Raw genomic sequence first — 14,202 nt, 5'->3', positions numbered from 1 at the left:
AGTTACTATGAAAAAATGTAGATATTGTGGCAAAGAATTAGATAGTAATTTGGAATTTTGTAGCAGTGAGTGCGAAAACAGCTATAGAAAGATAATTGAAAAAGATAGACATAAAATTAAGTATTTCATTTCGGGCATTATTTTAGGGTTTTTAGCTATGTTTTATGGTGTTGTGTCAAGCCGCAACTGCATGATTGGAAGTGGAATTATAGTAATGGGGGTTACTGTTGTTTTGCTTCCATTTACTACTCCAGAAACAACTGCTTTATTTGGAAATAAAAAGGCGGGATTTATCGGAAGAATATTAGGTATGCTACTTATAGCGGTTGGAATATGGGTAGGGTTTATTTGATGACAACTTCAGTCTTTAGAGCAAATTAATCAGAAGTTGAGAGGAGATCTCTGTAATGTTTATATTTTTATCTGCGTGTTCACTTTTAGTATCGTTATCTATGATTATATTGGGATATACGTGGAAAGATAAGCCTCCTAAAGATCGGCAGGGGAGTTCGGGATATCGAACTACTATGTGAAGGATGAATGATGAAACATGGAGATATGCACACAGGTGTTGGGGCTGGATAAACTTTGTTTTAGGAATCATCCTGGTGATACTATCGATTTTTATTTTGATTTTAACGAAAGATGATACAAACTTTGAAATGATTTCTGTTTATTTGGTGTTTTTACAATTAGGAATTATGGTGCTTACAATTATTCCGACAGAATTTTTGTTGCATAAGCATTTTACAAAGCAAGGAATGAAAAAATAGCTAACTTCCAATTGGCGAAAATGAAAATCGAAATTTGGAGGATTGAATTATGTGGAATGAATTAGGTATAAGCGGAGGAACCGCAATTGTTATTTTGATTGCACTGTATTTCGTTATCAAATGGGCAGTGAAAAATGGCATCAAAGAAGCCTACAGTGCTATCACTGGAAAGAAAACTGATGAAGATATCCAAAACGAAAAAGAGTTGAAAGAACTTGGATTGGATTCAGAAGATCAATAACTTCAAGTTTGTGGAATCGACTGAAAGGAAGCATTATATGTTCTATATTATTTTTGACTTTGCAATGGCAGTGATTATGCTTTTATTTGGAATATGGTTTTATAGGTCAAAAGGACAAGCATCCAAATTCTTGTCTGGTTATAATATGAAATCAGCAGAAGAACGAAAAAAATATGATGAAAATGCTATGTGTAAGGCATATGGGAAGAGAATGATGTTTATGTCAATTCCTTTTATTGCTGGAATGATTATAGATATTTGGCATATAGGAACTGGTTGTTTAATTGCATGGGTGATATGGTTTGTTATGTTTATTCTGCTGCTTATGGATAGACATAAAAGAGAAGGTTAATTTATAGAGGAATAGAATGCTTTTGGGGTGAAAATACCGTTTATTTGTTTTAGACATACGATGTCCGGTTGAAAATTAGCGGATTCTCGTTTTATGTCGTGGTAATTTGGGTACATATTGGTAAGCTGTAAGTGGAAGAGAGGTAGAGACATGGACACAAAAAAGATTGGAGCTTTTTTAAAGCAATGTCGTAAAGAAAAGAATCTTACGCAAGAGCAGCTTGCCGAGAAGTTTGAGGTATCTGCAAGAACAGTTTCCAGATGGGAAACAGGAATAAATATGCCAGATCTCAGTATACTTGTTCAACTTGCTGAATATTACGATGTTGAGATGAGAGAGCTCCTGGATGGAGAAAGGAGCCAGACTATGAATAAAGAGATGAAAGAAACACTGGACAAAGTTGTGGTGTATGAAGGATGGGTGAAACAAAAAGCATTAAAGGCTGGAAATCTTGCATTCGCATCAATGTTTGTGATTAGTGTGTTAGCGATTATTATTCAGATGTTATTAACTGTGGATATTCGCTTGGTTTTAGGAGAGACAGCAACTGCTTTGGTAGGAGGAATCCTGTACGCCTCTATTATGGTGTATAATGGAATATGGGATAAATGTTTGCCAAAAAGTGCTACTATATGGAGAGATTTTCTCACCAGTGTGATATTTGCAGGAATTTTTACCGTCATCTATGGTGTATGCTTATTTAGAATGGGAGCTACAGAAACACAGGTAACACGATTAGCATTGGGATTTCTGATTGGCATTATTATTGTGGCATTTATTATTCTTAGGCTCTTGGCATTTATTAATCGAAAAAGAAACCAGAATTCGTTAAATGTTCAGGAGAAAAAGGAAACTTCCCTATCTAAGGTAGAATGGACAAAAATTTATAATGCACAGAATATAGTAGAGACAGAACAACTTGTAGAAATGTTAAAGCAAAATGGAATAGCAGCTTTTTCACAGGAAGCAGGTGCGAATGTTGCAATGCATGGGGCACCTGGATTTGGAATATATGGTGTGGATATATTCGTGAAAACCGATGATGCAGAGAAGGCAGTACAGTTGATCAAGGAGATTAATAACCAAGAATGAAGAAAATTTTTGACATTTTCACACATGCGTGCTAATATGATTATAGAAAAAGAGTGCTACCGATAGACGGTTAGTCCACATACTTAATTGATTAAAAATAACCGTTCAGTTTGCGAGGCTGGGGCGGTTTTTTTGTGTCTTGTTATTATCTTTGCCGAATGTGTATCCGGCACAAAAGCAGGTGATGCCGAAGCTCACGACTGCAATAAAGTCCACAATACTCATTGGCTTAGCCCTCCTTTCCAGTGGATTCTCTTTCTTACACATATCTGCGTTTAAAGAATGTTCCGGATTATTTCCATAAAAGCGAAGTCCGGCATACCATTTCTGTGTTTCTGTTTCTATATCACCGGGAAGTTTATTATTTATATCCAGTTCATACCGGAGTTCATTGGATTCATGATTGATGAGAGACTGGAATCTGCTATCAAACAGACTGGTGCGAGAGTGCTTATTTTAGATCCGATTCAGGCATACCTTGGAGGAACAATGGATATGAACCGGGCAAATGAAGCAAGGGATATGACAAAAAGATTGAGCTTGCTGGCAGAAAAGTATAAATGTGCAATTTTATTAATCGGACACATGAATAAAGCTGGGGGAAATAAAGCTGCACATAGAGGAATGGGTTCGATTGACTTTTTTGCGGTAGCCAGAAGCGTATTACTGGTAGGAAGAATAGAGGGAGAATCGGATTTAAGAGCAGTGGTTCAGATTAAAAATAATCTGGCTACATAAAGAGCTGTTTGATGAAGCTGTAGAACGGTATAATGTCGGGAAAAGAAAAGATCGGCAGATTACAAATTATTATGAAAAGATTCGCCAAGGGAAACAGGAAAAGCTGTTCCATGAAGTGATTTTCCAGATTGGAAACCGAGAAGATATGGCTGTTGGAACAGATGAGGGAGATTTGGCTGTAAAGGTACTGAACGGGTATGTGAAAGATTTCCAGAAACGAAATCCGACACTTCGGATATTTTGCTGTTATCTGCACCAGGATGAGGCTACTCCACATCTGCATATTGATTTTATTCCTTATGTGACGGGGTGGAAAGGCAAAGGAATGGATACAAGGGTTTCGATGAAACAGGCATTAAAAAGTCCTGGATTTCAAGGTGGAAATAAGCATGATACAGAACTGAATCAGTGGATAAATCATGAAAAAGAAGTTCTGGCAGAGATTGCAAAGCAATATGGAATTGAATGGGAACAGAAAGGTACTCATGAGGAACATCTGGATGTTTACAATTTTAAGAAAAAAGAGCGTAAAAAGGAAGTACAGAAATTGGAACAAGAGAAAGAGTATCTAACAGCAGAAAATGAAGAATTGACAGCACAAATTGCAGAATCCAGAGTAGATATTCAGGTTTTAAAAGACGATAAGGAACAGGCAATCAAGGCGAAGCAAGAAGCAGAACAAAAGGCAGGAAACGCAGAAAAAGAATTAAAAAGCCTGGAAGATCGCAGAGAACAGCTACAGCCGATTATGGATAATGTGAGCAAAGAAATCAAAGAATATGGAACGGTTAAAACGCTATTGCCGGAAGCAGGCACGTTGGAACGGGCAGTAACTTATCGGGATAAAAAAATTAAACCGCTGTTTATTCGATTAAAGAATAAGGTTGCTGCAATGGCGGCTCAGGTTAAAGAACTTATGAAAGAGGTGGAAAATTGGAAGGGAAAATATCAAAAGCTGAAACAGAAATATAATGGTATTCAGAGCGAACTGAATGATATGCGTAAAGACAATCAGAAATTGTCAGAAGAAAAAGATATATTACAAGGTGTTTCTTATAGGTATGATTGTGTTGTGCGTGTTCTGGGAATAGAAACTGTAGATGCTGCAGTACAGCAGGATATTCAAAATGAGAAAACTCTGGAAGAAAAGCGATGGATGGAGCAAATGCCGAAGGGAAATATTCATGAAAGATTGGTATGGGGAATGAAAAAGAGCGAGATGGAGAATCAGCAACGTAAGAAAACTAAATCAAAAAACAGAGAAATGGAGAGATAAGATTATGGAAAAACACATTTATGATGAAAAGAACGGATTAAGCTATACTTTGCATGGAGATTATTATTTGCCAGATTTGGCACTGAATGAAGAAGAACCGATATATGGGAAATATGGAATGCTGAGGAAACAGTTTCTGAAGGAACACAGATTAGCAAAATATCAATATTTGTTGTTGACTGGAAGAGAAATACTTTATGTATAAGTATTGTTTGTAAAGGACTGAACAGGAAAAGCATAATACTATCCGGCTTATTAAGATTTATTTCACATCTCTTGATTTTTATTACGGTTACTGATATAGTTATTACAGTAACCGTAATAAGGAGGGAATGCTATGAGGGATAATGTGAAAAGTGGTGCACTCACAGAAGTGACATTCTATATTTTGCTTTCACTCTATTCACCTAAACACGGATATGCTGTCATGCAGTTCATTGAAGAAAAAACAGGTGGGCGGCTTTCATTGGGAGCAGGCACTTTATATGGTGCATTAAATTCAATGCAGGAAAAGGGGTGGATTGAGCTTTTTGGAGATAGTGAAGGTAGAAAAAAAGAGTATCTTATCACTGTAAAAGGAAAGGAGATAGCTGAAAAAGAACTTATCAGACTTCGTGAACTTGTAGATATTGCAAGCGGAATTGTAGGAGGTACACTATGAGCAAAAAGTGTTATCGTTTTTTTGGTGGGCTATTGACGGTACAGAAAAACTGGCTGAATAAGATGGCTGAAAAAGGTTATCGCCTTATTCGAACGGGAAAATTACTCTATGAATTTGAAAAATGTAAGCCAGGTCAAGTTCAATATTGCGTGGAGTTTATAGGACAAAAATCAAAAGCTAATGCTGAAGATTACCATGATTTCTTGGAAGAAATGGGATATTCCGTATTCTATAAAAATATCAATCTTAATTATTCTGTTGGTAAAGTTCGCTGGCGTCCGTGGGCTGAAATTGGCGGTCGTGTTGCAACAAACACTACAACATTTAACAGGGAATTGCTGATTGTAGAAAAAGAAAATGATGGAAAACCTTTTGACCTTCATACGTCCCATGAAGATAGGGCAAATTATTACAGTAATTTGCGAAATCCCTGGCTTTTATTAATGCTTATGCTCGCGGCATTTGCTACCGTAAATCGGTCTGTTATTTTAGGCATAGTTGCTGTGATTTTTCTAATCCCTGTCATTATATACCAGTTGCAAATTATGAAAAATAGGCATGAAGCGAAGATGAAGGAGTGGTGATTCAGGATAACAAGGTTGGTTTAGTTGATGCAATGTAATACACGGTTGTTTGAGGGTTAGTAGCCCGTTCTTAAACTTGTGGGCAGTTTGTTGCTGATGATATAAATATTAGAGAAAATTAATTGAAAGTTAAAAAAAGAAAGTAATAAGTAAACAAAGGCTCAATTGTAAACATGTATTGGGAACGCTATAATGGAAATAAGGACAGGAGGTGTGAACAATGCGTATTGGTGAGCAGATAAAAAACTATCGAAAAACTGCGGGATTAACACAAGAACAGGTGGCAAATTATCTGGGTGTTTCTACTCCTGCGGTAAATAAATGGGAAAAGGGAAATACATATCCCGATATCTCATTACTTCCAGCTTTGGCACGACTATTGAAAATTGATATGAATGAATTGTTTTCGTTTCGTGAAGAATTGACCGAAAAAGAGATTGGACAATTTGTGAATGAACTTTCGGAAGTTTCATTGGACAGCTTTACAGAGGCTTTCGAGATGGCATCTTGTAAAATACAGGAGTATCCTCATTGCGACTTATTAATATATACGATCGCAACCGTTCTGAACGGATCTTTGACTTTGTCAGATCTTAATGGCGAAGAACGAATGGAATATAATACAGCTATTATTGAGTGGCTGGAACGAACAGCAGATAGTCAGGATGAAAGAGTGAGAAATTCAAGCGTTTTTATACTTGCAACAAAATATGTCCAAATGGAGAAATATGAAGAAGCAAATGCCCTTTTGAAAAAAATTCCTGATACTGTAATTGATGCAACGATTATGAAAACAAGTGTATTAGCACATCAGGAAGGAACAGACACTGCTGCGTTATTCCTGGAAGGGAAACTGCTACAGGCAGTTGTCAATATTCAAAGCTACTTGTATAAGTTAATTGAAATGGAAGAAGAAACAGGAAATCATGATAAAGCAGAGAGAATTGCTGAGATTACAGATCACATGATATCGTTGTTTGGACTATGGAATTACGGCAACACTGTGCCATATCTGCTGATTGCTGGATATCGAAAAGATGTAGAAAAATGTGTTCAGTTAATTAAGCAATTATTAAGTGAATCACAGAAGCCTTGGAAGATGACACAATCCCCTTTGTATTACAGGTATGAAGATACTGCACAGGGAAAAGCCTTTTCGGGAGTTGGAAAAAATTTTGTTCGTGAATTGTATTCGGAAATTGAAAATAAGAAAGAGTATGAATTCTTGAGAGGGAATGAGGAACTCGAATTAATTTTTGAGGAACACTTGAAATAGGTTGTAAAAATGTATGGAAATAGATATAGTTGAGAAAGAAGAAAATTTTTGACATTTCCACAGATGCGTGCTAATATGATTATAGAAAAAGAGTGCTACCGATAGACGGTTAGTCCGTTTTACTATTAAGATATCAAAGATAACCGCTTAGTTTACCAGACCAGGGCGGTTATTTTTGTGGTTTATGATTATCTTTTCCTAATGTATATCCGATACTAAAGCAGGTTAAGCCGAAGCTCACTACTGCTATGAGGTCAATAATACTCATTGGCTTATCCCTCCTTTCCACTGGATTTCTTTACAGGTTTCTATGTAATCAGAGGGTCACAGGTCTACACTCTGTTTCGGTCGTTGCTAAACGAGCGCCCGTGTTTCGATTATAACAGTTAAAAATTGCAGGGCAATATAAAGTTGGTAGAGAAGTAGCTGTTAGCTGTAGAAGAGAATCTTTTTGAGCATACTCTGTTGCCAAGAAATCAGTCAAATAAATAGTGCAAATTAGCCGTTTTTTACTGTATCCTAGAGAGAAAACGGAATTAAAGTATCGTGAAAGTAGACGTACCGTAGGATTAGGACACAGTTATCAAATAATTTTAGCATAATATCTTAAATTATATAAATAGAGTACCGAAAGATACATTGTGTCCAAGCGTAAGATATCCCGGAACCGTAAGGTTTCCGGGGTTTTTCTGTTGCCTGGAAATATATAAAAGGACAGAAGAAAATAACGAACAGTATGGGAAAAAGGTTGTCGGGAGAGTATCCTGACAACCGCTTGTGATAGCAGAATATATAATTTTCGCTTTTGATACCAGGCTGTTTGCTGGTGTTGTGGACAGTCTCATGTATAGGTTATTCTTCGGATATATCATAATCAGTTGCTACATCAGAAAATTTTGTATCCCAAATGGCTTCTTCAATGGCTTGCAAACATTCGTCTGTATGTTTGGAAATATCTTGCCCCCAGAAGTGAAGAACAGTATAACCTAGGAATAGAAGTTTTTTATCATTTTCATAATCCCGATTACGGTTTCGCTCGATTTTTGTGATCCAAAAGTCTGGATTTTTCCCCTTTTCAAGTCGGAGCTTGAGAATTTCCCAATCCTTTCCATGAAAAAATTCACTATCGCAAAAAATAGCAATTTTGTATTTGGTAAGAACAATATCAGGAGAACCAGGGAGAGCTTTATAATTTTTTCGATAGCGATAACCTTTGTTCCATAGAGCTTTTCGGAGCAATAGTTCTATGGAAGTATCTTTACTGTGGATCTTACGCATATTGTTTGAAACAGTAGCGGAATCACGTGACATATAGGTACCTTCTTTCTGCCTGAACTGATGAAAATATATTATCAAAAAACAGAAGAAATAGCAAAGGGGATAAGAAACATACAAGAGGAAATCTAACGATATGGTGAGAAAATTGCTTGTTGCTAATTGTGGTATATGGTAAAATATGAGTTATACTATTTTTGATTTTGGAGGAATTTTAATGGCGATTTGTTATGACAAATTATGGAAATTACTGATAGATAAAAAAATGAACCGCACAGAATTGAAGGAAGCGTCAGGAATAAGTTTTAATGTATTAGCTCGATTAGGAAAGAATGAGCCAGTTTCATTTGAATCAATAGAAAAAATATGTTTTACATTAAATTGCAAGATAGAAGATGTTGTAGAGATAAAAAAAGAAAAATCACCACAAATCGATAGCGATTCATTTACAACCATAGAACTGTTTGCTGGAGCTGGCGGTTTGGCTTTGGGGATAGAAAAAGCTGGATTTGAACCATTGGGACTAATAGAGTTTGATAAAGATGCGGCAGAATCTTTGAAAACCAATAGGCCGAACTGGAGAATTATTCATGATGATATAGCTAATATATCTTGTTTGGATTTGGAAGATTATTTTGGTATAAAAAAAGGAGAACTGGATTTATTATCGGGAGGAGCACCGTGTCAGGCTTTTTCTTATGCTGGAAAAAGATTAGGACTTGAAGATGCAAGAGGAACACTTTTTTATCACTATGCAACTTTTTTACAAAAACTACAGCCAAAGATGTTTTTATTTGAAAATGTTCGAGGATTGCTGACTCATGATAAGGGAAGAACATATGCAACAATAACAAATATTTTTGAACAGGCGGGATATACCATTCAGAAAAAGATTTTAAATGCGTGGGATTTTGGTGTGCCGCAGAAAAGAGAGAGACTAATCACTGTTGGAATTAGAAATGATTTAGTGGGAAAAGTTTCATTCTCATTTCCAAAAGAACATGATTATAAGCCTGTTTTGAGAGATGTTTTGTTGGATTGTCCAGAAGGACCAGGGGTACCATATGGAGAAAATAAAAGGAAAATATTTGAATTAGTTCCACCTGGAGGATATTGGAGAGATATTGATCCGGAGATTGCAAAAGCATATATGAAAAGTTGCTGGGATATGGAAGGTGGAAGAACAGGAATTCTTAGGAGAATGAGCTTGGATGAACCGTCATTGACGGTATTGACTTCACCGTCTCAGAAGCAAACAGAAAGATGTCATCCATTGGAAGCAAGACCGTTTACGGTACGTGAGAATGCAAGATGTCAAACATTTCCAGATGAATGGCAATTTTGTGGAAGTGTTCAATCTCAGTATAAACAGGTTGGAAATGCTGTTCCTGTCAATTTAGCATATGAAATTGGATTAGAGATACATAAATCATTAGAGGGGGTAAAATAAATGGCGTGGAATTTAGATTTTATATCAGAAGAAGATTTTAAGAAGCATGTGCGTGCAACGATTATGAAATATGGAGAAAAACTGGAATCGTATGATTTGAAGCGGTTCAATAGTAACCTGATTGATCCGATCAAGCTGATTTTTGATAAATCGGTGTATCGTACAAGCTGGGAAGAAATTGTAAATAATGAAATTTTCCGGCAGAGAGATAAGTCTAATAATAATGATATAGGATATTTTCATCAGAATATTTTTTCCTATTTCAAAGGCTGCGAAGTCCCGCAGGCAGGCTGGGATGTTATTTACAGAAATCCCGATGGAATACAAATGCCAGATGGAGATATTGTACATACAATATATGTGGAAATGAAAAACAAACACAATACTATGAATTCTGCATCTTCCGCAAAAACATATATAAAAATGCAAGGACAGATTCTGGAAGACGATGATTGTGCGTGTCTGTTAGTTGAAGCAATTGCAAAGAAATCACAGAATATAAAATGGTCAACAAAAGTTGATGGGAAAAATGTACAGCATAGATTGATTCGCCGTGTGAGCATGGATCAGTTTTATGCAATTCTCACTGGCGAAGAAGATGCATTTTATAAGATGTGTATGGCATTGCCGGAGGTAATCAATTCTGTTGTAAATGAAGAAGGCGGTGTTGAAGTACCACATGATACGGTTATTGATGAATTGAGAAAAGTGGCATCATTGTATGGTGATGAAAACGGAGAGCTGTCTATGGCAATGGCTGTATATATGCTTGGATTCAATACATATATGGGATTTGGTGATAAAATCCGTGGAGAATTAGGAGAAAATAAAGATGGAATGCTGAAACGGATTTATGAATATGTGAAACGGTTAAAATAGGCATATAAAGAATGGTGGGGAATGAACATGAGCACTTCGACACATGATTTATTTGATTTTTTTAAAAAGGCAAATAGTAATATTTCGGATGAATACACAAGAATTTGTAGAAGAGTGAATGAAGATCCAGGAACTGCAGGGGATCAAGGAGAAGAAAACTGGAAAGAACTTTTGGAATCTTGGATTCCACCTTATTTTCAAATAGTTACAAAGGGAAGGATATTAAGTGATTCAGGGGAAACAAGTCCGCAAGTGGATGTGATTGTTTTATCACCAGATTATCCTAAAAGTTTGTTGAATTGCAAGGAATATTTATCTGGAGGAGTAGTGGCTGCATTTGAATGTAAAACTACATTAAGACGTAAACATATTGGCGAATTTATAGAGCATTCAAAGAAGATAGAAAAATTAGCTATTAATGAGAATGGAACGCCGAGAAAAGACTTACAAAGCAAAATTTACTACGGATTATTAGCGCATTCACACGAATGGAAAAAGGAAAATTCGAATCCGAAAGAAAATATTGAAAAGGCCATTTGGGAATATGATGAAAAATGTGTTACACATCCTAGAGAGATTCCAGATATTATATGTGTTGCTGATTTAGGGGTATGGAAATCTCAAAAGATGATAGTGCCAAATTATGATAACGGAAAAGGTCTAAAGGGAAATTATGTTATGAGTGGGTACATAGCATCGGATAATAAAGAAGAATTTTTTACTCCTGTAGGTTCATGTGTTTTTGATCTGCTTCAAAATATTGCGTGGCGATATCCAAGTGTAAGAGATATTGTAACTTACATGAGAAAATTAAATATTTCTGGTAGCGGTAGCGGATATTCTAGACCATGGGAATGGAGTATATTGTCTGAAGAAACACAAGAAAATATATATAGATTAAAAAATGGTGGATTTTGGAATGAATGGGGTATGGTTATAGATTAACCCACTTTTACAACTGAGATGGGGAGGCAATTATGAGAATCGATTTACATTGTCATACGAAGAAGGTAAAAACAGGCGATGCTTATACAAGAAATGTTACCAAGGATAAATTTTTTCAGAAGGTTATTGAAGCGGAGGTTAAAATTATTGCAATAACAAATCATAATCAATTTGATTATATGCAATACAAAGAATTTAAAGATGTCACAGAAGGATATTGTGATATTTGGCCAGGGGTAGAACTTGATATTATAGGAAAGGCAGATCAAAAGGGAAATTGTAAAAGAGGACATTTGATTGTAATCGCTAATCCTAAAAATGTTGAACTGTTTAATACTCAAGTACAGGAATTGGTTAACGATGAAGATGTAAATACATTTCAAATTGGTGTGAAAAAAGTATATGAAACGTTAGGGAAATGTGATTGCATTTATATACCACATTTTCATAAAGAACCTAAACTGTCAGATGAGGATATTCAGGAATTAGGGGAATTATTACCCGATTCTAGCCGACTATTTAAGGAAACGTCTGATTATCGAAGCCTTGGCGTTTTTTCCAATTTTGATTATAGTGTTATTATAGGAAGTGATGTGCAGGATTGGAATAAGTATGAAACCAGCAAGTTTGCAGATATAAGACTGCCAGTACAAACATTTGAACAATTTTGCTTGTTAGCAAAAAAAGATGTACAAATCATAGATACCTTGCTCAATCAAAAACGAAAAAAAGAGATTCCTGTATCGCCATATAAAAAAGTAAACTTTAAATTACCTTTTTATGAAGATATTAATATTATTTTCGGGCAGAAGGGAACGGGAAAAACAGAAATCCTTGAATCTTTAAAAAAATATTATATTGAAAATGGAATTGCAATGGAAAGTTACAAAGGCAATGAGAAAGATTCAGATTTTTCGAAAATGTTAAAAGTTAATGATATAATAGCCACACCTGATAAGCTTCAATTGGATAGTATGAGGCAACAGTTTATTGATGTTTATAACTGGAAAGAAGAATTACCAACGTCTTTTGAAAAATATATAAGTTGGATGGAAACAAAAGATAACAATAAAAATAAAGGGAGAATGAAAATAACAGAGAGTGTACATATAGAGGAGGGAGTGCGTGACCGAAAACTTGAATCTGACTATAAATATTTGAAAGAATTTACAGAGTCTACATTTGAAAAAATTGATATAGAAAAATATTTGGATGAGCAAGAACGTACAACTTTAATGCTGTTATTGGGAAAATTATGTGAAAATATCAATGATGCAAAAATGCAAAAGTGGAACAGTGATAAAAGTATTAAGCTTACAAATTGGAGCATTGATAAGATAAAAGCAATAGCGGACAAATGTTCTGATACGATATCAAAACCTAGCAGTGTAGGGTTTTATGATTTCGCTATGGGACGTTTTAAGTTGTTTGAAAATGTCGAGGAAATATGTAGTACGTTTTCTGTAGAGGATAAGGTTGAAAAAGAATATTTGGGAAACCTTGAGGAAAAAGGTGATATATATATTCAAACACGATACAGAATGTTAACCAAAGAATCACGTACAGATGAATTTAAACAGGGAATAACTGTATTAAGAAATTGTAAACTTGTAATAGATGGGATAAAGAAAGCTGTCCTGGAAGAGAATATATCGGAAGAAGTATCAAAGTTTCAAGAATTCTATGATGATGGAATTAAAGATATAGGAGCTTTTATAGGGGTATCTAAAGAAACGGCATTAGAAAATGGAGAAATTTACAGACCATCTAATGGAGAACGAGGAATTCTACTGATGCAAAAGTTATTGGATTCAGAAAGTGATGTATATATTTTGGATGAACCAGAACTGGGAATGGGAAATTCATATATAACTTCTAATATACTTCCGAAGTTAACTGATCTTGCAAAACGGAGAAAAACAGTAATTATAGCAACACATAATGCTAATATTGCTGTTGGTACGCTTCCGTATATTAGTATACTAAGAACTCATGAGAATGGAATATATAAAACGTATGTTGGTAATCCTTTTTATGATGAACTTAGAAATATAGATGATGAAACAGACACTAAAAACTGGACTCAAGAAAGTATGCATACTCTTGAGGGCGGTAAAACTGCATTTTATGATAGGAAGGATATTTATGAATCAGGAAAGCAAAGCGATTAATGTACATTTGGAGAAAAGAGAAAATAAAGATTATTTAGTATTTGGCTTTGAAGAAGTTGCAGAAGTATGCCTTAATGATGATGAAAGCCAAAATAATTTGAAAAGCATATTTGTAAAGTTACTTACGGAGATTACAAAATATCCCGTTGAATTACAGTTTTTGGAAAATCCAGAATATAAAACAGGATTATATATAGATGTGTGTAAAGAATATATAAAAGATTTAAATAAAGAGATTACGAATGTGAGAAAAAATATGCCAGAAAAACTAAAAATGCAGTGATAACACCATGATAACAAAATCCCCCAAAACCACACGGACACAATGGAAAATCTGGATTTCCCCACACAAATCACACGAAAAATCACCATTTGCACACCGCAATACATCGGTCTGATATCGTGAAGGTGGACGTACTGTTGGATCAGGACGTGTTGCTACAGTTATCGAATAATTTTAGCATAACATCTTAAATTATATATATTGAG

Annotated in this window: 15 protein-coding genes and 2 pseudogenes; 16 read left to right on the top strand and 1 reads right to left on the bottom strand. The window is 35.3% G+C overall.

Annotated elements, in window-relative coordinates; all coding sequences use genetic code 11:
* Positions 1-7 precede the first annotated feature (7 nt).
* The 11 genes and pseudogenes from KQI87_RS03950 (at position 8) to KQI87_RS03900 (ending at position 6,993) form a co-directional block, all read left to right on the top strand.
* Positions 8-352 (top strand): DUF2116 family Zn-ribbon domain-containing protein, encoded by a 345-nt coding sequence (locus KQI87_RS03950; RefSeq protein ID WP_216458983.1) that lies wholly within the window; start codon positions 8-10, stop codon positions 350-352.
* Positions 353-536: 184 nt separating this feature from the next.
* Positions 537-773 (top strand): SdpI family protein, encoded by a 237-nt coding sequence (locus KQI87_RS17135; RefSeq protein WP_243101667.1) that lies wholly within the window; start codon positions 537-539, stop codon positions 771-773.
* 49 nt (positions 774-822) lie between these two features.
* On the top strand, positions 823-1,014 hold the full coding sequence (locus KQI87_RS03940) for a DUF6019 family protein (protein ID WP_008705135.1): 192 nt from the start codon (positions 823-825) through the stop codon (positions 1,012-1,014).
* A 37-nt stretch (positions 1,015-1,051) separates the two neighbouring features.
* The gene (locus KQI87_RS03935) at positions 1,052-1,366 is read left to right on the top strand and encodes a DUF3784 domain-containing protein (RefSeq protein ID WP_118521393.1); all 315 of its coding nucleotides are present in this window, start codon (positions 1,052-1,054) and stop codon (positions 1,364-1,366) included.
* A gap of 150 nt (positions 1,367-1,516) precedes the next feature.
* The gene (locus KQI87_RS03930) at positions 1,517-2,458 is read left to right on the top strand and encodes a helix-turn-helix domain-containing protein (protein ID WP_216458982.1); all 942 of its coding nucleotides are present in this window, start codon (positions 1,517-1,519) and stop codon (positions 2,456-2,458) included.
* A 399-nt stretch (positions 2,459-2,857) separates the two neighbouring features.
* Positions 2,858-3,190, top strand: a pseudogene (locus KQI87_RS17470) (AAA family ATPase); the annotation flags it as partial.
* The gene (locus KQI87_RS03920) at positions 3,180-4,472 is read left to right on the top strand and encodes a plasmid recombination protein (protein WP_330655668.1); all 1,293 of its coding nucleotides are present in this window, start codon (positions 3,180-3,182) and stop codon (positions 4,470-4,472) included. The pseudogene KQI87_RS17470 and the gene KQI87_RS03920, both read left to right, overlap by 11 nt.
* A gap of 4 nt (positions 4,473-4,476) precedes the next feature.
* A pseudogene (locus tag KQI87_RS03915) lies at positions 4,477-4,659 on the top strand (TnpV protein); the annotation flags it as partial.
* 150 nt (positions 4,660-4,809) lie between these two features.
* Positions 4,810-5,133 (top strand): PadR family transcriptional regulator, encoded by a 324-nt coding sequence (locus KQI87_RS03910; RefSeq protein ID WP_117997571.1) that lies wholly within the window; start codon positions 4,810-4,812, stop codon positions 5,131-5,133.
* Positions 5,130-5,717 (top strand): DUF2812 domain-containing protein, encoded by a 588-nt coding sequence (locus KQI87_RS03905; RefSeq protein WP_216458981.1) that lies wholly within the window; start codon positions 5,130-5,132, stop codon positions 5,715-5,717. The genes KQI87_RS03910 and KQI87_RS03905 overlap by 4 nt, the downstream gene beginning before the upstream one ends.
* Before the next feature lie 220 nt (positions 5,718-5,937).
* A complete protein-coding gene (locus KQI87_RS03900; protein WP_216458980.1) occupies positions 5,938-6,993 on the top strand; it encodes a helix-turn-helix domain-containing protein in 1,056 nt (351 codons plus the stop codon).
* A gap of 852 nt (positions 6,994-7,845) precedes the next feature.
* On the opposite strand, the gene KQI87_RS03895 is transcribed toward KQI87_RS03900, so the two are convergent.
* A complete protein-coding gene (locus KQI87_RS03895) occupies positions 7,846-8,304 on the bottom strand; it encodes a very short patch repair endonuclease (protein ID WP_216458979.1) in 459 nt (152 codons plus the stop codon).
* Between the two features lie 181 nt (positions 8,305-8,485).
* Between KQI87_RS03895 and dcm the strand changes: the two genes are divergently transcribed.
* The 5 genes from dcm to KQI87_RS03870 are packed head-to-tail and all read left to right on the top strand — an operon-like array spanning position 8,486 to position 13,996.
* Entirely contained in the window at positions 8,486-9,718 is a 1,233-nt protein-coding gene (gene dcm / locus KQI87_RS03890) for a DNA (cytosine-5-)-methyltransferase (protein WP_216458978.1), read from the top strand.
* Positions 9,719-10,597 carry an Eco47II family restriction endonuclease gene (locus tag KQI87_RS03885; RefSeq protein WP_216458977.1) on the top strand — a complete coding sequence of 293 codons (879 nt, stop codon included), beginning with the start codon at positions 9,719-9,721 and terminating at the stop codon, positions 10,595-10,597.
* Positions 10,598-10,624: 27 nt separating this feature from the next.
* The gene (locus KQI87_RS03880; protein ID WP_216458976.1) at positions 10,625-11,542 is read left to right on the top strand and encodes a DUF6602 domain-containing protein; all 918 of its coding nucleotides are present in this window, start codon (positions 10,625-10,627) and stop codon (positions 11,540-11,542) included.
* A gap of 32 nt (positions 11,543-11,574) precedes the next feature.
* Entirely contained in the window at positions 11,575-13,713 is a 2,139-nt protein-coding gene (locus KQI87_RS03875; RefSeq protein WP_216458975.1) for a histidinol phosphatase, read from the top strand.
* Positions 13,688-13,996: a hypothetical protein gene (locus tag KQI87_RS03870; protein ID WP_118392745.1), complete on the top strand. Its 309-nt coding sequence runs from the start codon at positions 13,688-13,690 to the stop codon at positions 13,994-13,996. Before KQI87_RS03875 ends, KQI87_RS03870 begins: the two co-directional genes overlap by 26 nt.
* The last annotated feature ends 206 nt before the right edge of the window (positions 13,997-14,202 follow it).

It is taken from the genome of Blautia sp. MSJ-9, from assembly GCF_018919065.1.
In the GTDB taxonomy this organism is placed as follows: domain Bacteria; phylum Bacillota; class Clostridia; order Lachnospirales; family Lachnospiraceae; genus Blautia_A.
This window is presented reverse-complemented; position numbering and strand designations above follow the sequence as displayed.

Excerpts from the sequence above, each read along its gene's own strand:
- KQI87_RS03950 (WP_216458983.1), top strand. The coding sequence starts at position 8 with ATGAAAAAATGTAGATATTGTGGCAAAGAATTAGATAGTAATTTGGAA.
- KQI87_RS17135 (WP_243101667.1), top strand. The coding sequence starts at position 537 with ATGAATGATGAAACATGGAGATATGCACACAGGTGTTGGGGCTGGATA.
- KQI87_RS03940 (WP_008705135.1), top strand. The coding sequence starts at position 823 with ATGTGGAATGAATTAGGTATAAGCGGAGGAACCGCAATTGTTATTTTG.
- KQI87_RS03935 (WP_118521393.1), top strand. The coding sequence starts at position 1,052 with ATGTTCTATATTATTTTTGACTTTGCAATGGCAGTGATTATGCTTTTA.
- KQI87_RS03930 (WP_216458982.1), top strand. The coding sequence starts at position 1,517 with ATGGACACAAAAAAGATTGGAGCTTTTTTAAAGCAATGTCGTAAAGAA.
- KQI87_RS03910 (WP_117997571.1), top strand. The coding sequence starts at position 4,810 with ATGAGGGATAATGTGAAAAGTGGTGCACTCACAGAAGTGACATTCTAT.
- KQI87_RS03905 (WP_216458981.1), top strand. The coding sequence starts at position 5,130 with ATGAGCAAAAAGTGTTATCGTTTTTTTGGTGGGCTATTGACGGTACAG.
- KQI87_RS03900 (WP_216458980.1), top strand. The coding sequence starts at position 5,938 with ATGCGTATTGGTGAGCAGATAAAAAACTATCGAAAAACTGCGGGATTA.
- KQI87_RS03895 (WP_216458979.1), bottom strand. The coding sequence starts at position 8,304 with ATGTCACGTGATTCCGCTACTGTTTCAAACAATATGCGTAAGATCCAC.
- dcm (WP_216458978.1), top strand. The coding sequence starts at position 8,486 with ATGGCGATTTGTTATGACAAATTATGGAAATTACTGATAGATAAAAAA.
- KQI87_RS03885 (WP_216458977.1), top strand. The coding sequence starts at position 9,719 with ATGGCGTGGAATTTAGATTTTATATCAGAAGAAGATTTTAAGAAGCAT.
- KQI87_RS03880 (WP_216458976.1), top strand. The coding sequence starts at position 10,625 with ATGAGCACTTCGACACATGATTTATTTGATTTTTTTAAAAAGGCAAAT.
- KQI87_RS03875 (WP_216458975.1), top strand. The coding sequence starts at position 11,575 with ATGAGAATCGATTTACATTGTCATACGAAGAAGGTAAAAACAGGCGAT.
- KQI87_RS03870 (WP_118392745.1), top strand. The coding sequence starts at position 13,688 with ATGAATCAGGAAAGCAAAGCGATTAATGTACATTTGGAGAAAAGAGAA.